This window comes from Streptomyces sp. NPDC059010 (assembly GCF_042740355.1).
GTDB lineage: Bacteria > Actinomycetota > Actinomycetes > Streptomycetales > Streptomycetaceae > Streptomyces.
In genome coordinates, this window is record NZ_JBHYJA010000031.1 from 37,972 (window position 1) to 57,140 (window position 19,169).

18 protein-coding genes are annotated in these 19,169 nt (G+C 72.1%); 9 read left to right on the plus strand and 9 right to left on the minus strand.

What is annotated here, in order from left to right; all coding sequences use genetic code 11:
• Positions 1 to 5: 5 nt before the first annotated feature.
• Both ACFWYS_RS29730 and ACFWYS_RS29735 read right to left on the minus strand, forming a co-directional pair.
• Entirely contained in the window at positions 6 to 1,253 is a 1,248-nt protein-coding gene (locus tag ACFWYS_RS29730) for a hypothetical protein (protein WP_384775458.1), read from the minus strand.
• On the minus strand, positions 1,250 to 2,788 hold the full coding sequence (locus ACFWYS_RS29735) for an amino acid adenylation domain-containing protein (protein ID WP_384775459.1): 1,539 nt from the start codon (positions 2,786 to 2,788) through the stop codon (positions 1,250 to 1,252). Before ACFWYS_RS29735 ends, ACFWYS_RS29730 begins: the two co-directional genes overlap by 4 nt.
• 325 nt (positions 2,789 to 3,113) lie before the next feature.
• On the opposite strand from ACFWYS_RS29735, the gene ACFWYS_RS29740 reads away from it, so the two are divergent.
• Entirely contained in the window at positions 3,114 to 5,360 is a 2,247-nt protein-coding gene (locus tag ACFWYS_RS29740; RefSeq protein WP_384775462.1) for a molybdopterin oxidoreductase family protein, read from the plus strand.
• 156 nt (positions 5,361 to 5,516) lie between these two features.
• Here ACFWYS_RS29740 and ACFWYS_RS29745 read toward each other — a convergent pair whose 3' ends face one another.
• Positions 5,517 to 5,945 (minus strand): gamma-glutamylcyclotransferase family protein, encoded by a 429-nt coding sequence (locus ACFWYS_RS29745; protein WP_384775464.1) that lies wholly within the window; start codon positions 5,943 to 5,945, stop codon positions 5,517 to 5,519.
• A 112-nt stretch (positions 5,946 to 6,057) separates the two neighbouring features.
• Between ACFWYS_RS29745 and ACFWYS_RS29750 the strand changes: the two genes are divergently transcribed.
• Positions 6,058 to 7,704, plus strand: coding sequence for a M4 family metallopeptidase (locus tag ACFWYS_RS29750; RefSeq protein WP_384775466.1), 1,647 nt, complete (start codon positions 6,058 to 6,060; stop codon positions 7,702 to 7,704).
• 122 nt (positions 7,705 to 7,826) lie between these two features.
• Here the strand turns inward: ACFWYS_RS29750 and ACFWYS_RS29755 are convergent, their stop codons facing one another.
• Together ACFWYS_RS29755 and ACFWYS_RS29760 are read right to left on the minus strand one after the other, a co-directional pair.
• Entirely contained in the window at positions 7,827 to 8,369 is a 543-nt protein-coding gene (locus ACFWYS_RS29755; protein WP_384775469.1) for a GNAT family N-acetyltransferase, read from the minus strand.
• Between the two features lie 62 nt (positions 8,370 to 8,431).
• Positions 8,432 to 8,806 carry a VOC family protein gene (locus ACFWYS_RS29760; RefSeq protein WP_384775472.1) on the minus strand — a complete coding sequence of 125 codons (375 nt, stop codon included), beginning with the start codon at positions 8,804 to 8,806 and terminating at the stop codon, positions 8,432 to 8,434.
• A gap of 194 nt (positions 8,807 to 9,000) precedes the next feature.
• On the opposite strand from ACFWYS_RS29760, the gene ACFWYS_RS29765 reads away from it, so the two are divergent.
• The 3 genes from ACFWYS_RS29765 to ACFWYS_RS29775 all read left to right on the plus strand — a co-directional run bounded on the left by ACFWYS_RS29765 (position 9,001) and on the right by ACFWYS_RS29775 (position 11,007).
• Positions 9,001 to 9,393: a VOC family protein gene (locus tag ACFWYS_RS29765; RefSeq protein WP_384775475.1), complete on the plus strand. Its 393-nt coding sequence runs from the start codon at positions 9,001 to 9,003 to the stop codon at positions 9,391 to 9,393.
• A gap of 269 nt (positions 9,394 to 9,662) precedes the next feature.
• A complete protein-coding gene (locus tag ACFWYS_RS29770) occupies positions 9,663 to 10,181 on the plus strand; it encodes a hypothetical protein (RefSeq protein WP_384775478.1) in 519 nt (172 codons plus the stop codon).
• Between the two features lie 121 nt (positions 10,182 to 10,302).
• Positions 10,303 to 11,007: a class F sortase gene (locus ACFWYS_RS29775; RefSeq protein WP_384775481.1), complete on the plus strand. Its 705-nt coding sequence runs from the start codon at positions 10,303 to 10,305 to the stop codon at positions 11,005 to 11,007.
• Here the strand turns inward: ACFWYS_RS29775 and ACFWYS_RS29780 are convergent.
• Positions 10,942 to 11,346: a winged helix-turn-helix transcriptional regulator gene (locus tag ACFWYS_RS29780; protein WP_384775483.1), complete on the minus strand. Its 405-nt coding sequence runs from the start codon at positions 11,344 to 11,346 to the stop codon at positions 10,942 to 10,944. The two genes, ACFWYS_RS29775 and ACFWYS_RS29780, sit on opposite strands and share 66 nt — an antisense overlap.
• 98 nt (positions 11,347 to 11,444) lie before the next feature.
• Between ACFWYS_RS29780 and ACFWYS_RS29785 the strand changes: the two genes are divergently transcribed.
• A complete protein-coding gene (locus ACFWYS_RS29785) occupies positions 11,445 to 12,344 on the plus strand; it encodes an NAD(P)-dependent oxidoreductase (protein WP_384775486.1) in 900 nt (299 codons plus the stop codon).
• Positions 12,345 to 12,361: 17 nt separating this feature from the next.
• On the opposite strand, the gene ACFWYS_RS29790 is transcribed toward ACFWYS_RS29785, so the two are convergent.
• Entirely contained in the window at positions 12,362 to 13,144 is a 783-nt protein-coding gene (locus tag ACFWYS_RS29790) for a sulfite exporter TauE/SafE family protein (protein ID WP_384775489.1), read from the minus strand.
• Between the two features lie 248 nt (positions 13,145 to 13,392).
• Here ACFWYS_RS29790 and ACFWYS_RS29795 point away from each other — a divergent pair, with 248 nt between their 5' ends.
• The 3 genes from ACFWYS_RS29795 to nirD are packed head-to-tail and all read left to right on the plus strand — an operon-like array spanning position 13,393 to position 17,575.
• Positions 13,393 to 14,616: an NAD(P)/FAD-dependent oxidoreductase gene (locus ACFWYS_RS29795; protein WP_384775492.1), complete on the plus strand. Its 1,224-nt coding sequence runs from the start codon at positions 13,393 to 13,395 to the stop codon at positions 14,614 to 14,616.
• Entirely contained in the window at positions 14,616 to 17,228 is a 2,613-nt protein-coding gene (gene nirB / locus ACFWYS_RS29800; RefSeq protein ID WP_384775495.1) for a nitrite reductase large subunit NirB, read from the plus strand. The genes ACFWYS_RS29795 and nirB overlap by 1 nt, the downstream gene beginning before the upstream one ends.
• Positions 17,225 to 17,575, plus strand: coding sequence for a nitrite reductase small subunit NirD (nirD, locus tag ACFWYS_RS29805; protein WP_384775498.1), 351 nt, complete (start codon positions 17,225 to 17,227; stop codon positions 17,573 to 17,575). Before nirB ends, nirD begins: the two co-directional genes overlap by 4 nt.
• A gap of 39 nt (positions 17,576 to 17,614) precedes the next feature.
• Here the strand turns inward: nirD and ACFWYS_RS29810 are convergent, their stop codons facing one another.
• Entirely contained in the window at positions 17,615 to 18,544 is a 930-nt protein-coding gene (locus ACFWYS_RS29810) for an oxidoreductase (protein WP_384775501.1), read from the minus strand.
• 83 nt (positions 18,545 to 18,627) lie between these two features.
• Positions 18,628 to 19,125 (minus strand): excalibur calcium-binding domain-containing protein, encoded by a 498-nt coding sequence (locus ACFWYS_RS29815; protein WP_384775504.1) that lies wholly within the window; start codon positions 19,123 to 19,125, stop codon positions 18,628 to 18,630.
• Positions 19,126 to 19,169: the final 44 nt, after the last annotated feature.

Consider the following 19,169-nt stretch of genomic DNA (forward strand, 5'->3'; position numbering starts at 1 on the left):
GGGGTCTACGAGTCCCAGATCGCGCCGTACGCCGGAATCCCGCGCCGCTCCAGGCCGTGCACCACCTGCCAGGTGAGCTTCTTGTTGGAGATGCAGATGACGGCCTCGGCCCCGAAGTCCCGGTACGCCTCGTAGGCGAGCCGCACCATGTCGGGCTTGCCGTGCCGGGAGGTGTCCCAGATCAGGGCGTGCGGCTGGACGGCGAGGATCTCGTCGACCAGGGCGTCGCCGTAGGTGGTCCGGGGGTCACGGGTCGCCCAGACCAGGCGGGCGGGGACCTCGGCGGCCAGCAGATGGGGCAGACAGGGGCCGATGCCGCTGCCGGTGGCGACGTAGACCACCTTCTTGAACAGGGTCTCGATGTTGGCGACGCCCGCCGTGGTGATGCCCTTGACCCACACCTTCGGCGGCAGGTCGTCGATGAACGACCCGGTCCAGTCCCCGGCGCGGGAGATGGTGAGCCGGAAGCCGGACTCGCCGGGGGCCGGGACGTTGGCGAAGGAGTGCCACTCCTTGAGCGGGCTGCGGCTGATCGCCGTGGAGGAGCCCGCGAAGGGGGTCTCGCCGTGGTCGAAGCGGGCGAGGACGACGTGCGGGGAGGGCCGTTCGAGGCGTACGGCGACCTTGCGCAGCCGTAGCCAGGGCAGGGCGACGCTGAAGGTGACCACCGCCAGGACGGACACCTCCACCGGGCCCGGCGTGGACAGGAGGGTGTGCGCCCAGAAGAGGGCGAGGGCGCTCCAACCGCCGAAGCGGTGGATCTTCTCGAAGTGGTCGTGGTGGCGGGAGCGGAACGGCGGCAGGGCGGTGGCGACGATCACGGCGAGGAGGGCGACGAGGGTCCAGCTCACCACCGCCGGCAGGCCGTCGGCCCCGGTGAGCGTCAGCGCCAGGAACCAGGCCGCTCCCGCCAGCGCCCCGCCGATGTGCAGCCCGCCGAAGTGGTACACCTTGCCCAGCGTCCAGCGGATCTTCAGCGGCCAGGTGGGTGGCGCCCAGGTGGCCAGCCGGAAGAAGAGGTTGATGACGTACTGCTGGCGGACCAGGACGGCGAGCGCGAGGTCGGCGAGGGCCGCGCGGCCCATGGTCTGCGGGGAAGGGACCCAACTCGCCCACACGAAGACCAGGTTGGCGGTGAGGACCAGTGCCGCCAGCCGGTTGTGATGCATCAGGCGGGGGTGCTTGAGCAGGCGGCGCGGGAGCGAGGTGAGCGGGGGCAGTTCGACGGCCTCACGGCGCAGGGAGGTGGTCATCGGGCCACCGCCATGCGCTCCTCGACCATCCGCAGCAGCGCCTGCTTGTCGATCTTGCCGCGGTCGGTCTCCGGCAGGAACGGCAGGGGCATGACATGTTCGGGCACGCAGTAGTACGGCAGGGCGTCCGCCACCGCGCGCCGGGCCGTGTCCGGGTCGACGTCCGCCGGGCAGACGAAGGAGACGAGGGTGCGCGCGTCCCGTTTCAGGGTCACCGCGCGCAGACAGCCGTCCACCCGCTCCAGTACCGAGGAGACGGAGTCGAGCTCGACCCGGAAGCCGCGCACCTTGACCTGGTCGTCGGTGCGGCCGAGGTGTTCGAGTGCGCCGTCGGGGGTCCAGCGGCCGAGGTCGCGAGTGCGGAACATACGGCGGCCGGCGCCCAGGAACGGGTCCGGGGCGTAGCGCTCCGCGTTGAGGGCGTCGTTGCCGAGATAGCCGGCCGACACACAGTCGCCGCCCGCCCACATCTCCCCGACCTCGCCGATGGGCAGGGGGCGGCGGCCGGCGTCGAGGACGTAGACCGTGTTGTTGGGGGTGGGGCGGCCGATGCCGAGCAGCGGGTCGGACGGGCGGTGGCGCTGCATCGTGTTGACGATGGTCGTCTCGGTCGGGCCGCAGCAGTTGTGGAAGGCGGCGGTGCTGGCCCACCGGTCGGCCAGCGGGCGCGGGCAGGGCTCCCCGGCGACGGCGACCGTGCGGACGCCCGGGCAGGCCGCCGGATCGATGCCGGACAGCACGGTCGGGGTCGCCACGATGACGTCGGCCGTGCGGGCCGCCGCGGCGATGTCCTTGCCGCGGAGCACGAGGGTGCCGCCGTGGGTGAGACAGCCGAGGATCTCCCAGGCGGCCATGTCGAAGGCGACGTTGAGCAGCTGCGCGACCCGGTCACCGGGGCGGATGCCGAGGCCGCCGGGTTCGGTGAGGAGGATGTTGGCGACGTTGCGGTGGGTGACCTTCACCCCGTTGGGGCGGCCGGTGGTGCCGGAGGTGAACAGGACGTAGCAGCCGTCGCCGGGCCCCGTCCGGGTCCGTGGTCCCGTGGCGTACGGCTGTGGCTCGTCCAGCGTGATGATCAGGTGGCCGTCGGGCAGCGGTACGCGGTGGGCGTGCTCGGCGACCGTGAGGACGACGCGGGTGCGGGCGGTGCGGACGACGTGGGCGAGCTGGTCCGGGGGCGTGAGGCCGATGTCCTGGGGGACGTAGGCGGCGCCCGCCTTCAGGATGCCGAGCAGGCCGACGAGCATCGGGATCGAGCGGCGCACGAAGAGGCCGACGTGATCACCGGGGCGTACGCCCTCGCGGGCGAGCCGGGCGGCGAGGGCATCGGCGTGCCGGTCCAGCTCGCCGTAGGTGATGCGGTCGCCCAGGTGCTCGGCGGCGACGGCGTACGGGGCGGCCGCGGCCTGCCGTTCGACGGCACGGTGGACGAGCGGGTCGGGGACGGGGACGGTGGGGCCGCGACCGTACTGCCAGAAGAGGCGCTGGTCACGGGGAGTGAGGTGGCCCAGGGGACCGGGGGTGCGCAGGGGCATGACGTGGGGACCTCCTGGCTGTTTCGAATGTCGAATGCCGTGCGGAGTCCATGCGTCGTACAGCGCTAGCGCAGTGCTGGACGTGCGCACGACTGTAGCTCTGGCTCTTCAACTCTCAACAAGGCGTGATCGGCCAACTACGAGACCGAATGAGCCACATGTGGCGTCTTTCACACCAGCGGCAACTTTCGTACCGCCCGGCGGCGACTCCATGCGGGGCGCCTGTGCGCCTCACGGCGGCCGGGCGGCGACGGGGAGGTCACCGTCCCGGCCGCGTAACAGGGAGCCGTCCCGCACGTAACACGCCCGACTCACGCTGGACGGCATGCCGAACTCCGCGACACCCACGCACTGCCCGTACTGCGCCCTGCAGTGCGGAATGAACCTCACGCCCTTGCGGGACGGGGGTGTCGCGGTGGTCGAGCGACCGGACTTCCCGGTGAACAAGGGGGCACTGTGCGGCAAGGGCCGTACGGCCCCCGCGGTGCTGTCGTCGAGTGTCCGCCTGACCTCACCGCTGGTGCGGTCGGGCGGCACGCTCGTGCCTGCGACCTGGGACGAGGCGCTCGACCGCGTCGCCGAGGGCCTGCGCCGCACGCGTACGGAACATGGCCCGGACGCGTGCGGGGTCTTCGGCGGGGGCGGTCTGACGAACGAGAAGGCGTACCACCTCGGCAAGTTCGCGCGGATCGTGCTCGGCACCTCACAGATCGACTACAACGGCCGTTTCTGCATGTCCTCGGCCGCCGCGGCCGGGATGAAGGCGTTCGGCCTGGACCGGGGGCTGCCGTTCCCGCTGGAGGACATCCCGAAGACCGGCTGCGTCATCCTCGTCGGCTCCAACCTCGCCGAGACGATGCCGCCGTCGCTGCGCTTCTTCAACGAGCTGCGCGAGAACGGCGGCACGCTGATCGTCATCGACCCACGCCGCACGAAGACCGCCGAGCAGGCCGATCTGCATCTCGCGCCCCGCCCCGGCACCGACCTCGCGCTGGCCCTCGGCCTGCTGCACCTGGTCGTCGCCGAGGGGCGGGTGGACGAGGAGTACGTCCAGGAGCGCACGGCGGGCTGGGAGGACGCGCGGGCCGCCGCGATGGCGCACTGGCCTGAGTACGTGGAGCGGATCACGGGGGTGTCTGTTCCTCAACTCCGGGAAGCCGTACGGATGTTCTGCGAGCCCGAGCACGCGATGGTGCTGACCGCGCGCGGGCCCGAGCAGCAGTCCAAGGGCACCGACACGGTGGGCGCCTGGATCAACCTGTGCCTGGCGACGGGGCGGGCGGGCCGTCCGCTGTCCGGCTACGGCTGTCTCACCGGGCAGGGCAACGGACAGGGCGGGCGCGAACACGGCCAGAAGGCCGACCAGCTGCCCGGCTACCGCAAGCTGGACGACCCGGCGGCGCGCCGGCATGTCGCCCAGGTGTGGGGCGTGGACCCGGACAGCCTGCCCGGACCCGGGCGCAGTGCGTACGAGCTGCTGGACGCGCTGGGCTCGGACATCAAGTCGCTGCTGCTGATGGGCTCCAACCCGGTGGTGTCGGCGCCGCGTGCCGCGCATGTCGAGGAGCGGATCAAGTCCCTCGACTTCCTTGCCGTGTGCGACGTCGTGCTGTCGGAGACGGCCGCGCTCGCGGACGTGGTCCTGCCGGTCACCCAGTGGGCGGAGGAGACGGGCACGACGACCAACCTGGAGGGCCGCGTCCTGCTGCGCCGCCGCGCCATCGCCCCGCCGGAGGGCGTCCGCAGCGACCTGGAGGTCATGCACGAGCTCGCGGCCCGGCTGGGCGACGAACGCGGGCTGGAGAAGGGCTTCCCGACCGACCCCGAGGAGGTCTTCGAGGAGCTGCGGCGGGCGAGCGCGGGCGGCGCGGCGGACTACTCGGGGATCACCTACCGCAGGCTGGCGGAGGAGAACGGGGTGTTCTGGCCGTGCCCCGCGACGACGGCGACGACCGCGGCGGACGCCGCCGAAGGCCCCGACGGCCCCGACGGCTACGAGGGCTACGAGGGCTCCGGCAGCCCCGAGGACTGTGAGGACGCCTCGCTGGACGCGACCGCGGGGGCCGACGACCCGGCGCAGGACGACGAGGCCACGGGCACCGCCGTACACCCGGGTACGCCCCGTCTCTTCCTCGACCGCTTCGCCACGCCCGACGGACGCGCGAGGTTCGTCCCCGTCACGCACCGGGCCGCCGCCGAGGAACCCGACGACGAGTACCCGGTGCTGCTGACGACGGGGCGGGTCGTGGCGCAGTACCAGTCCGGCGCCCAGACCCGCCGCGTGGACGAGCTGAACGCCGCCGCGCCGGGCCCGTTCGTGGAGCTGCACCCCCGGCTGGCGGCGCGGCTCGGGGCGGCCGAGGGCGACCCGGTGGCCGTGGTCTCACGCCGGGGCCGGGCGGTGGCGCCCGCCCGCATCACGACCGGCATCCGCCCGGACACCGTCTTCATGCCGTTCCACTGGCCGGGCGAGGGCCGCGCCAACACCCTGACCAACCCGGCGCTGGACCCGACGTCGCGGATGCCGGAGTTCAAGGCGTGTGCGGTGCGTGTGGAGACGGTGCAGCCGTAGCGGCCGGGGCGCCTCAACGCCCTGGGGGGCGGGTGGAGGCGGCGCGTCGCAACGGGCGGCACCCCAACGCCCTGAAGGGGCGCGGGGAACTGCGCGACCAGCCGAAACGGCGCCGCAGCCGAACGACGACCGATCGCGGCACCCCCAGTAGGTCCTTCAGCGCCGCCCCCAGTCCCCGCCGGCGATCGGCGCACCCCGAACCCGCAACCGGGCGGCGACTGCCGGAGCAGCCACATACACCCACGCCCGCACGGCAGTTCCGTCGGCATCGCGGAGCACCTCGCGGGCGACGCGCTCGTACAGGTTGCGCGCGTCACCCGGCGTGTACTCCTCCAGGAGGTCCAGGGCGGCCACCAGCGCCGCGTACTCCTCCGGCCGGGCGTCGACCAGATCGCCGTACACGACGCCGCCCCCGCCCACCTCCTCGACGACATACGGATACCCGGGCCCGTCGTACAGCACCGCCCCTTCCATCCGCGCCGGTTCCTCCGCGCGGACGCGCCCCCGCAGGAAGGCGTCGTGGTTGGGCTCGCCGGGACGCAGGGTGCCGTAGACGAAGAACGGCAGTCGAGGAGAGAGGGTCACGGAAACGATTCTCTCCCCTCACACACCTCCACGTATTCACCCTGGCCACGGCATGTGAACGCCCCCTTGAATCTTGGTCACCCGCCTGAGCCCGTCCAGTTCGAGGAGACCGATGAGCCGAATACGGCCGCACATACGAGGTTCCCGTCTCGCCACCGCGGGCACCGCCACCGCGGTGACCGCCCTGATGGCCGCCGCCCTCTCCCCCACGGCGGGCGCGGACGACAGGCCGAGCAGGGCCACCGCGCTGGAGAACGCGTCGTCGGTCCTCACGGACCTGGCGGGGAGTCTGGGGCTGACGCCCGAGCAGGGCACGACCGCGCGGGACGTGGTCGTGGACGCGGACGGCACACAGCATGTCCGCTACGACCGTACATATCGCGAACTCCCCGTTCTGGGCGGCGACTTCGTCGTCCATCTGGCCGAGGACGGCACGTACCGCAACGCCTCCCGGGCCACGAAGGGCGCCGTCTCCCTGTCGAGCATCACGCCCAGGGTGTCCGCGCCGAAGGCGGCCGACCTCGCGGCGAGCGCACTGCGTGCGGCGAACGTCGGCGAGACGCTGAAGCGGCTGACGTCCAGGCCCGAGCTGGTCGTGGACGCCCTGCACGGCACCCCGAAGCTGGCCTGGCGGACCAATGCGGCCGCGCAGGACTCCCTCGGCAACCCGGTCGCCCGCACGGTGCTGACCGACGCCCGCACCGGCGCCCGGATCGACGCGTGGGACAGCATCGAGACGGCGTCGGGCGACGGGAAGTCGCTGTACGGCGGCACGGTGCCGTTGGAGACGACGCAGTCGGGATCGACGTACCAGTTGAAGGACCCGACGCGCGGCGGCACATACACGGGTGACGCCGGCAACAAGACGGACCTGTGCGTCCTGGCGGTCTGTCTCAACCGCGCCCCTGCGACGGTCTTCACCGACGCCGACAACCACTGGGGCACGGGCACGGCGGCCGACCGCTCGACGGTCGCGGTGGACGCGCAGTACGGCACGGACATGACCTGGGACTACTACAAGGACGTCCACGGCCGCAGCGGCATCGCGGGCGACGGCAAGGGCTCGTTCAACCGCGTCCACTACGGGAACGGCTACAACAACGCCTTCTGGGACGACAACTGCTTCTGCATGACGTACGGCGACGGTGACGGCAGCCAGCTCGGTCCGCTGGTGTCGCTGGACGTGGCGGGCCACGAGATGTCCCACGGGGTCACCTCGAAGACGGCCGCGCTAACGTACTCGGGCGAGTCCGGCGGGCTGAACGAGGCGACGTCCGACATCTTCGGCTCGCTGGTGGAGTTCCACGCGGGCAACACCTCGGACCCCGGGGACTATCTGATCGGCGAGAAGATCGTCCGGTCCGGCCTCGGGCGGGACGCCCTGCGCTTCATGGACAAGCCGTCGAAGGACGGCAAGTCGGCGGACTGCTGGAGCGCGTCGACCAAGGATCTCGACGTCCACTACTCCTCCGGCGTCGCCAACCACTTCGCGTACCTGCTGGCAGAGGGCAGTGGCGCCAAGACGGTCAACGGAGTCCAGTACAACTCGCCCACCTGCAACGGCTCTTCGGTGAACGGGATCGGCCGGGACAAGCTGGGCAAGATCTGGTACCGGGCGCTGACCGTCTACATGACGTCCTCGACGAACTACGCCGCGGCGCGGACGTCGACGCTGAGCGCGGCGAAGGACCTGTACGGGGCCGGGAGCGCGGAGTACGGCGCGGTGGCCGCGGCCTGGAGCGCGGTGAACGTCGGCTGAGGGAGCCTGCGGGAAGCAGTCCTGGAGAACGACGAAGGGGGGACCGGCCCGTGCCGGTCCCCCCTCCTCCGGTTACGCGCGGCCGGGGCAGGTCCATGAGTACTTGTCGGCCGACACGGACCCTAGCCCTTCGCGTTCGCCTTCCATTCCTCGGCGAGGAGGCCGAGGAGTACCTCGTCCAGGAACTCCCCCAGGACCCAGGCCGAGGAGCGGAGCACGCCCTCGCGGACGAAGCCGTTGCGCTCGGCGGAGCGCAGCATCGCGAAGTTGTCCGCGAGTGTCTCGATCTGCAGCCGCTGCAGGCCGCGTACGGCGAAGCCGTAGTGGCACAGCGTCGCGACCACGTCGGTGCCGTAGCCCTTGCCGCGTGCGGCAGGCAGCAGCCCGAGGCCGATGTGTGCGCATCGGTTGTGGTTGTCGATGCCCCACAGGGTCGCGGTGCCGAGCAGCGTGCCGCCGTCCAGCTCGACCACGGAGAACGGGACGCTGCCCTGCACGCTGTCGTCCACCACGAGCCGTGGGTCCTTCGAGCCCGGCGTGATCGGCCGCCAGGGCCCGCCCTCGGCCCGCGAGCCGTTGACCACGTCGTCGTAGAGCTCGGTCCGCAGGACCGGTATGTCGTCCTCGTGGCGGGCCCTCAGCCCGACCCTGTTCCCCTTGAGCATGCGGACTTCCTATCCGACCGCGCTGACCAGCGGCAACCGAATACCTCGGGGTGAGGTCAGGGTCAGTGGAGGCAGAGGCAGAACGGATGGCCGGCCGGGTCCGCGTAGACCCGCCAGTTGGCCCCCGGGCGGAGCTGGTCCGTCCGCTCCAGCACGGTCGCGCCGAGGGCGAGCGCCCGCTTCTCCTCCCCGTCGAGGTCGTCCACGTCGAAGTCCAGGTGCATCTGCTGCGGGCGTTCCTGGCCGGGCCACTGCGGCGGGCGGTAGCCGTCCGCACGCTGGCAGGCCAGCGGCGTCCCCTCGAACCCGTGCACCTCGACCCACTCGGGCGCCTCGGGGTCCACGACCACCCGGCCGCCGAGCAGCTCGGCGTAGAACTCGGCGAGACGTACCGGATCGGGGCAGTCCAGCGCGACCGCCTGCAGCTTTCGAATCACTTCCGACACTCCTTCGCTCTTCGGCGGCTTCCGCGACGCCCCGGTACGGGAGGCGTCGTACCCGCCATCGCGGCGGGCATGCGCGCAAGCATGCCCACCCCGACGAGCTCACCGGGGGTTCCGGGCAGACACTGTTCGGGATCTGCTCGCGCCTGAGACCAGGCCAACCCGTCCGGACCGGAGGAGAGCACACCGTGAAGATCCATCTGACCAGCGTCTTCGTAGACGACCAGGCCAAGGCCCTGCGGTTCTACACCGAGATCCTCGGCTTCGTGAAGAAGTACGACGTCCCGCTCGGCGAGCAGCACCGGTGGCTGACCGTCGTCTCGCCCGAGGAGCCCGGCGGCACCGAACTCCTCCTGGAGCCCGCCGGCCACCCTGCCGCCCAGACCTACCGCGACGCGCTCGTCCAGGACGGCATCCCGCTCGCCCAGTTCGCCGTCGACGACGTGCGGGCGGAGTTCGAGCGCCTGCGCGGCCTCGGTGTGCGGTTCGTCCAGGAGCCCCTGGAGATGGGCCCCGTCACCACCGCCGTCTTCGACGACACCTGCGGCAACCTGATCCAGATCGCGACCCAGCCGCAGTAGCCGCAGCCGGTCACCCGTTCACACGCCTGGCCCTCCGCTCATCGGATTCTCTTCCGCGGCACCCCCCGGACCGTCGATGACCTGCTGAAACACCGTCGGTTCGAGCACTCCGGCGCTGCCCTGCGCCACCCGTTCACCCCGTTTCCGCCGTTTCCCCGACAAGCGGTCCCGCCCCGCTTCCCCTTACCTCGAAGGGCAGGGGTCTCGGCCGAGGCGGCGGCACAAGGGGGTGTCGCGGGTCGTGAGTCCGTGAGCTCGGAGGAGCATCGATGCGACGTACCGCCCGTCTGCTGACCGGGACCGCGCTGGCCGTCGGTGCCGCCGGTCTCGCCGTCGCGCCCGCCCATGCCGACGGGGGTGGTCTGGAGGTGTCCCCGGCCTCGGTGGTGCCCGGCGGGGACGTCACGGTGAGCACGGCCGACTGCGGGGACGACGGTACGGCGGCGGGTGACGCCAGTGCCGTGGGCGCCGGTGACTTCACGCTGGCGCCGGACGGCGACGAGCAGCGGGCGGCCGGGGAGTTCCGGGTGCCGCCGAGCGCGCAGCCGGGGACGTACGAGATCGTCGTGACCTGCTCCGACGGCGGCAAGCGGGTGAGCGGGGACCTCGTGGTCACGCTGACGGCGCCGCGCGGGCAGGTGCATCCGAGAGGAAGTGTGAAGACGGGGGTCGGCGGCGCCTTCGACCGCGATCCCGTGCAGACCGCGGTCGGCGTCTCGGCTCTCGCCGTCGCCGCCGCGGGCGGTACCTGGCTCCTGCATCGCCGGGCGAGAGGCGACGGGTTCTGACGGACACCCTCCGCTGTCCGTCCACTGGTACCGCACGTCCCCTCCCCCTCCGGGTCCGACGCCCCTCGCGGCCCGGAGGGGGATCGGGGCGGCCCAGGAGAGTGAGTCCCGGGAGGCTCCCGTGCGCGTTCACCGCGGCGTCGGCAACGGCGCGATAGCCGTCGTCACCGTACTGGCCCTGTGCTCCGGCGCCTGGCTGCTGAGCAGCGGCGCCGACACGAAAGCCCCGCCCCAGCCGTCGGCCGCGCAGGCCAGCGGGGCCGGGGACGGCGGGGAGGCCCCGCACACCGGGGAAGCCGGGGAATCCGGGGAGTCGAGGGGGGCGCACACCCACCCGCGCGCCCCGCGCTCCGCCGCCCCCGCGCTCCCGCCCTCCCCTCCCGACCGCATCCGCATACCCGCCATCCGCGTCGACGCCCCCCTCATGGGCCTGGGCCTGACGAAGACCGGCAGCCTCGATGTGCCGCCCGCCGAGCGGAAGAACCTCGCCGGCTGGTACGAGGCCGGGACCACGCCCGGTGAGACGGGCACCGCGATCGTCGCCGGGCATGTCGACAACGCCGACGGGCCCGCCGTCTTCTACCGGCTCGGCGCCCTGCGCAAGGGCACCGTGATCGAGGTGGACCGGCGCGACGGCGGCACGGCGCGCTTCTCCGTGGACGCCGTCGAGGTGTACGACGCGAAGGCCTTCCCCGACGAGAAGGTGTACGGCCCGGCGCCACGCCCCGAGCTGCGGGTGATCACCTGCGGCGGCGGTTACTCACGGTCGACCGGGTATCGGGGCAATGTCGTGGTCTTCGCGCATCTGGTCGGCGGCGGTCGCTGACTCCTGCGCACGCTCTTGAAGGATGTTCTCCCGGCCCCATGTCCCCAGCGGGGCCAGAGCAGCGTTGAGCGTCGTGCCGAGCGGCGTCAGTGAGTACTCGACGCGCGGGGGCACCTCGTCGTACGCCTCCCGGTGGACGATGCCGTCGGCCTCCAGCTCCCGCAACTGTGCGGCGAGCACCTTCTCCGTCACGCCCTTCACCTCCCGGCGCAGCTCCCCGAAACGGCACGGACGCACGCTCAGCGCCCAGAGGATGAGCACCTTCCACTTCCCGCCCACCACGTCCATCGCCGCGTCGATTCCACAGACGTACGCCCCCGGCCGCCGACCGACCGCCATGGCACCCCTCCCCCTGCCTGGACTCTTTCCCCGCGGTAACCACCCACTCGTAAGTACGTACTTGAGCGGGCCATTCCCTTGCGACGAGCCTAAACGCCATGACTGACAACGCACTTGCCCCCACTGTCCCGACCCCGCTCACCCTCCTCGGCACCGGCGCCATGGGCACCGCCCTGGCCCGTGCCTGGCTCGCCGCCGGGCACCCGGTGACCGTCTGGAACCGCACCCCGGCCCGGGCCGAACCCCTGGCCGCCGAGGGCGCCACCGTCGCCGCGAGCGCCGCGGCGGCGGTGGCCGCGAACCGGCTGGTGGTCGTCTGTCTGCTGGACGACGCCTCAGTCGGCGAGGCCCTCGAAGGCGCCGACCTCACCGGCCGTGACCTGGTCGATCTCACCACCGGAACGCCCGCCCAGGGCCGCGCCCGCGCCGCCTGGGCCGAAGCGCGCGGCGCCCGCTTCCTGGACGCGGGGATCATGGCCGTACCGCCGATGATCGGGGCCGCGGAGTCGGGGGCGTATGTCTTCTACAGCGGCTCGCCCGGCCTCTTCGAGGAGCACGCCGACACCCTCGCCGTCCCGGCCGGCACCCGGTATGTGGGCGCGGACCCGGGCTTCGCGGCGCTGCACGACGTGGCGCTGCTGAGCGCGATGAGCGGCATGTTCGCCGGCATCCTGCACGCCTTCGCGCTGATCCGCCGGGAGGACGTCGCCCCGAAGGACTTCGCGCCGCTGCTCGTGTCCTGGCTCGGGGCGATGGCGCCCTCCGCGCTCACGGCGGCCGAGCAGGTGCGGAGCGGCGACTACGGCGGCGACGTCGTCTCCAACCTCGCGATGCAGGTCGCGGGCAACGCCACCCTGCTGGCCACGGCCGAGGAGCAGGGGGTGAGCCCGGAGCTGCTGACGCCGTACATGTCCCTGCTGGAGCGCTGGCTCGCCGAGGGGCACGGCGACGAGGACACCACCGGCGCGGTCGAACTGCTGGACCTGCGGCGGGCGTAGAGCCGGGCCGACAGGGCCTAGGCCACCCACTGCTCGTACGCCAGCTTCGCCACCAGTGCGAACACCACCGTCAGCAGCACGCCCCGGACGAAACCGCTGCCCTTCTTCAGTGCGGTACGGGCCCCCAGCATGCCGCCCGCCAGGTTGAACACGGCCATCAGGGCGGCCAGTTGCCACAGGACCGTGCCCTGCCAGGCGAAGGTGGCCAGGGCGCCCGCGTTGGTGCAGCAGTTGACGATCTTGGCGGTGGCGGACGCGGTGACGAGGTCGAGGTGGAGGACCGCGGTGAGGGTGAGGACCAGGAACGTGCCGGTGCCGGGTCCGATCAGGCCGTCGTAGAAGCCGATGCCCAAGCCCGCGAGGCCGATCGCGGAGAGGACCTGGCGGCGGGTGGCCGGACCCGTCGCCGGGGCCGTGCCGAAGGCGGGGCGCAGGATCACGAAGGCGGCCACGGCGAGCAGCACCACCATGATCACGGGCTTCAGCACCTCGGTGCTCATGCCGGCCGCGAAGAAGGCGCCGGCGGAGCTGCCCGCGAGCGCCGCCAGCCCGATGCGTACCGCGAGGCGCACGTCCACGGGTGCCTTGCGGGCGTACGTCACCGCGGCGCCCGACGTGCCGACGATGGCGACGGCCTTGTTGGTGCCGAGCGCGTACGCGGCCGGGGTGCTCGCCGGGAGGCCGAGCAGCAGGGCCGGGAGCAGGAGCAGGCCTCCGCCGCCGACCACGGCGTCGATCCAGCCGGCCCCGAGAGCTGCGATACACAGGACGACGACCATGGTCAGCGATATGTCGGGCATGATCGCGACCCTAGGCAGAGGGTGCGTGTGCGGTCCATGTACATGAGGAGTATCTGAGGTTCGAGGACCGGCCCGGTGACGGAAAAGCGATCTTGACGGGCTTTGTCCGGTGCCGCCGACCTCACAGCCCGCCCCTGCCTCCCCCTTCGAACCCTCACACCGGCTCCCGGCCCCCGCTGAGGGCAGCGTTCCTCGCGGGAAACAGGGGTGATGCGGTCGGGAAACACCGGCAACGCACGCTCCTGGACATGACCTCGAATACGCGTGTGGTGGTGATCGGCGCCGGCCTCGCGGGCGTACGGCTCGCCCGGCGGCTCGGCGAGCTCGGCACGCCCGTGACGCTCGTCGGCGACGAGGAGCACCGCCCGTACAACAGGGTGCTGCTCGCCGAGGTGCTGGCCGGACGCTACAGCCCCGAGGTGATCGCCCTCCCGGCGCCCGCGGAGCTCACGCGCGGCCGGGTCACCGGCATCGACCGCGAGCTGCGGACCGTACAGCTCGCGGACGGGTCGGAGATCGCATACGACACGCTCGTCCTGGCCACCGGCTCCAACCCGGTGCTGCCGCCGCTGCGCGGTCTGTTCACCCCGGACCATGTGCTGCCCGAGGGGGTGCACGCGTTCCGGACCATGGACGACTGCCTGGGGCTTTCCAAGGCCGTACGGCCGGGAGTCAAGGCCGTCGTCATCGGCGGCGGGCTGCTCGGGGTCTCCGCGACCCGGGCCCTGGCGCTGCGCGGCGCACAGGTGGTCCTCGCCCAGCAGGGCGAGCGGCTCATGGAGCGCCAGCTCGACCCGAGCGCCTCGAAGCTCGTACAGCGGCACCTGAAGGACCTGGGCGTCGAGATCCACACCGAGTGCCGGGTCCGTGACGTGCGCTGTGTCGGCGGCGCGGTCCGCTCGGTGGAGATGGCCGACGGCTATGCCCTGGACGCCGACATCGTGGTCCTGGCCTGCGGCGTCCGCCCGCGTGCGGGCCTCGCTCAGGCCGCGGGACTGGAGGTGCGCAAGGGGATCGTCGTGGACGACGAACTGCGTACGTCCGACCCGCACATCCGGGCCGTCGGCGACTGCGCACAGCACGACGGGACCGTGTACGGGCTGGCCGCGCCCGCGCTCGAACAGGCCGACGTGCTCGCCGAGTCACTGGCCGGGGGCGGCGCCGCCCGCTACACCGGCACCCGGGCGCTGACCCGGCTCACCCTCGCCGGTCAGGACAGCCCGCTGGGCTCCTTCGACCTCGCCGCGTTCGGCGAGACGGAGGCCCTGCCCGGCGACGACGTCGTGCAGCTCGCCGACGCCACCCGCGGCACCTACCGCAAGGTCGTCGTCCGCGACGACCGCCTGGTCGGCGGGGTCCTCGTCGGCGAACTCGGCACCGTCGGCGCGCTCGCCCGCGCCTGGGAGGGAGCAGAGCCGCTCCCCGACGACGGCCCCCTGCTCCACCTGCTCACCAACGATGGAGGCTCCTGATGACCGCCACCCCGGAGGCCACGGAGGCCACCCCCACGATCGTGCTCGTCGGCCACGGCATGGTCGGCCAGCGCTTCCTCGAAGCACTCGCCGAGCGCGGCCTGACCGCCACGCACCGCGTGGTCGTGCTGTGCGAGGAGCCGCGTCCGGCGTACGACCGCGTGGCGCTCACCTCGTACTTCTCGGGCAAGACGCCCGAGGACCTCTCCATGACGGACCTGGAGTTCATCAAGGACCACGGCATCGAGCTGTACGTCGGTGACCCGGCCGTCTCCGTCGACCGCGAGGCGAAGAAGGTCACCGCCAGGTCCGGCGAGGTCTTCGAGTACGAGACCCTCGTCCTCGCCACCGGCTCGTACCCGTTCGTGCCGCCGGTCCCCAACAAGGACGCCAAGGGCTGCTTCGTCTACCGCACGATCGAGGACCTCCTCGCCATCGAGGAGTACGCGAAGACCCGCACGACGGGTGCCGTGGTCGGCGGCGGTCTGCTCGGTCTGGAGGCGGCCGGTGCCCTGAAGGGGCTCGGACTCACCTCCCACATCGTGGAGTTCGCGCCCCGGCTGATGCCCGTCCAGGTGGACGAGGGCGGCGGCGCGGCGCTGCTGCGCACGATCGAGGACATGGGCCTGACCGTCCACACCGGTGTGGGCACGCAGGAGATCGTCATCGACGACGAGGGCGCCGTCACCGGCATGAAGCTCTCCGACGGCTCCGAACTCGCCACCGACATGGTGGTGTTCTCCGCCGGTGTCCGCCCCCGCGACCAGCTGGCCCGCGACTGCGGCCTCACCGTCGGCGAGCGCGGCGGCATCACGGTGGACGAGCAGTGCCGTACGGTCGCCGACCCGCATGTGTTCGCGATCGGCGAGTGCGCGCTGGCCTCGGACGGCCGGGTGTACGGTCTGGTGGCCCCGGGTTACGAGCAGGCCGAGACGGCCGCCGCGACGATCGCCGACGACGAGTCGGAGCAGCTGACCTTCACGGGCGCCGACCTCTCCACCAAGCTGAAGCTGCTCGGCGTGGACGTGGCGTCCTTCGGTGACGCGCACGGCACCGCCGAGGACTGCCTGGACGTCGTGTACTCCGACTCCCGCGCCGGGCTCTACAAGAAGCTGGTCATCGGCCGTGACGGCACGCTGCTCGGCGGCATCCTGGTCGGCGACGCGGACGCGTACGGCACGCTGAAGGCCTTCACCGGCTCGGTCCCGCCGGTCTCGCCCGAGTCGCTGGTGCTGCCGGCCGGTGCGGGCGCCCCCGCCCAGCTCGGCCCGTCGGCCCTCCCCGACGAGGCGGTCATCTGCTCCTGCCACAACGTCACCAAGGGCACCATCCGCGGCGCGGTCACCGACCACCAGTGCACGACCGTGCCCGAGGTGAAGAAGTGCACCAAGGCCGGCACGGGCTGCGGCTCCTGCGTCAAGGTCCTCGGCCAGCTGGTCACCGCCGAGCTGGAGGCGTCCGGCGTCGAGGTCGACAAGGGCCTGTGCGGCTGCTTCTCGCAGACCCGCGAGGAGCTCTACGAGATCGTCCTCGCCCTGCGCATCAACACCTACCAGGACCTCCTCGACCGCTACGGCCGCGACGGCGCCAAGGGCGGCGACGGCTGCGAGATCTGCAAGCCGGCGGTCGCCTCGATCATCGCCTCCCTCGCCCCGACGATCGGCGCGAGCGGCTATGTCCTGGACGGCGAGCAGGCGTCGCTGCAGGACAGCAACGACCACTTCCTCGCCAACATCCAGAAGAACGGCTCGTACTCGGTCGTCCCGCGGATCGCCGGTGGTGAGATCACCCCCGAGGGCCTGATCGTGATCGGCGAGATCGCCCGGGACTTCGGCCTCTACACGAAGATCACCGGCGGCCAGCGCATCGACATGTTCGGTGCCCGGGTCGAGCAACTCCCCCTGATCTGGGCGCGGTTGGTGGACGCGGGCTTCGAGTCCGGGCACGCGTACGGCAAGTCGCTGCGCACCGTGAAGTCCTGTGTGGGCCAGACCTGGTGCCGCTACGGCGTCCAGGACTCGGTCCGGATGGCGATCGACCTGGAGCTGCGCTACCGGGGCCTGAGGTCGCCGCACAAGCTGAAGTCGGCGGTCTCCGGCTGCCAGCGCGAGTGCGCTGAGGCCCAGTCGAAGGACTTCGGCGTGATCGCCACCGCCAACGGCTGGAACCTCTACGTCGGCGGCAACGGCGGCGCGACCCCGCGCCACGCGGACCTCCTCGCGCAGGACCTGACCGACGCCGAGCTGATCCGCCTGATCGACCGCTTCCTGATGTTCTACATCCGCACCGCGGACCGCCTGGAGCGCACGAGCGTGTGGCTGGAGCGGATCCCCGGCGGCCTGGACCACGTCCGTGACGTGGTCGTGGAGGACTCCCTCGGCATCTGCGAGGAGCTGGAGACGCTGATGGCGGCCCATGTCGCGAACTACCGCGACGAATGGTCGGAGACCATCAACGACCCGGAGAAGCTGGCCCGCTTCGTCTCCTTCATCAACGCCCCCGACACCCCCGACCCGGTCGTCGGCTTCGTCCCCGAGCGCGACCAGATCAAGCCCGACCTGCCGCTGCTGACCATCGGCCACCGTCCCCTGGAAGGAAGCGCCCAGCGATGACCCTGGCACCCGAGACGACCGACCTGAAGGTCCAAGTACGGCTGGACGAGGACTGGTTGACGGTCTGCGACCTGACCCGGCTGCTCCCCGGCCGCGGTGTGGCGGCCCTGCTGCCGGACGGCAACCAGGTGGCCCTCTTCCGCGACCGCGCCGGACAGCTGTACGCCATCGACAACCGCGACCCGTTCGGCGGCGCGGCGGTCCTCTCCCGCGGCCTGACCGGCACCCACCAGGGCCGCCCGTTCGTGGCCTCGCCCCTGCTGAAGCAGCGGTTCGACCTGGAGACCGGGCAGTGCCTGGACGACGAGGCGGTGCGGATCACGACGTACGAGGTGCGAAGCGCCTAGCCCGGAGCGGCTGACCGGAGACCTGCGACACCCAAGCGCTCACACCTTGAGGGCGTCGTAGGTCACCCCCGTCAGCCGCTCCGACGCATCCCACAGGAGTTCACCCGCCCGGTCGTCGAGCGTCCACGGTGCCCGCCAGGACGGGGCCGGCGACCCGCGCCACATGGCGAAGGACGGGCCGGTGAAGGAGTCGGGGCGGACTTCGGGGGCGGTGGCTGCGTACAGGGTGGGCAGGGCACCGGCCTCGGCCGACTGCGCGAAGACGCGATTGCCGATACGCATGAACGACTCCCCGGCCCGGCGCCCCGCCATCCGCGGCCCCGCGGTCTGCAGATTGGTGTCCGCGTACCCGGGATGAGCCGCGGCGGCCACCACGTCCGCCGTCCCCCGCGCCGCCAGCCTGCGCGCCAGCTCGTGCGTGAAGAGCAGGTTGGCGGTCTTGGAGCGGGCGTAGGCGGTCCAGCGCCGGTACCGCAGCTCGCTGTTGAGGTCGCGGACGTCGATGTTGGCCATCGCGTGCACCGGACTGGAGACGGTCACCACCCGCGCGCCGGGCGTGCCGAGCAGCGTGGGCAGCAGCAGACCGGTGAGCGCGAAGTGCCCCAGGTGGTTCACCCCGAACTGCGTCTCGAACCCGTCCGCCGTGGTGCCGTACGGCAGGGCCATCACCCCGGCGTTGTTCACGAGCAGGTCGAGCCGGTCGTACGGAAAGGTCTCGGCGAACTCCCGCACGGAGGCGAGGTCCCCGAGGTCCAACCGCCTCAACTCGACGTCGGCGCCCGGCACTTCGGCAGCCATCCGGTCCCGCGCCGCCGCACCCCGCGCCTCGCTCCGGCACGCGAGCACCACCCGGGCACCGCGCCGCGTCAGCTCCCGCGCCGTGACATACCCGAGCCCGCTGTTGGCCCCGGTGACGACGGCGACGCGCCCGCTCTGATCGGGGATGTCGAGCGTGTTCCATCCGGACATGACCGAGCTCCTTTCCCGGCTACCGGAAGGCGTTGCGACACCCTCAATCCTGCCCCCGCCGCCCCCTTCGGGCGAGACCACGCTCAGCTGTCGCAGGCCACGCCGTCGTTGTCACGGTCCAGATGGGAGGCATAGCCGGGCTCGCCCCGGTAGATCGGCGCAGCACCGGCGGCCCGGGCCGCGCTGCAGTTGGCGTAGTAGACGTCATCACCGGACGAGCCGCCGTCGCCGCCGGACGAGCCACTGCCGTCACCGGAGACGGACCCGGCGTCGGCGTCGGCCGCGGGTGTCGCCGTGACCGTCCTGGTGACCTTGACCGTCTTGGTGGCGGTCACGGTCGGCGCCGGTTCGGGTTCCTCCGCCGGGGCCGTCGTCGTCGTCGTGACGGTGACCGTGGGCCGCGGTGAGGCCGCCGCCGGCTTCGCGTCGGAGGTCTTCGAGCCCTGGTCGGACGCCCCCGCGCCGATGCCCAGGAAGAAGGCCAGGCCGAGCGCCGGAAGTACGTAGCGCTTCCGTGCCCATCTGGGGGCGGGGCGGAAGGGCGGTCGCGGCATGGATGGTGCGGTGTACGGATTGGTCATGTCATCCCCCCACTGGTGTTGCGTGAGGGGATGACCGTAATGCT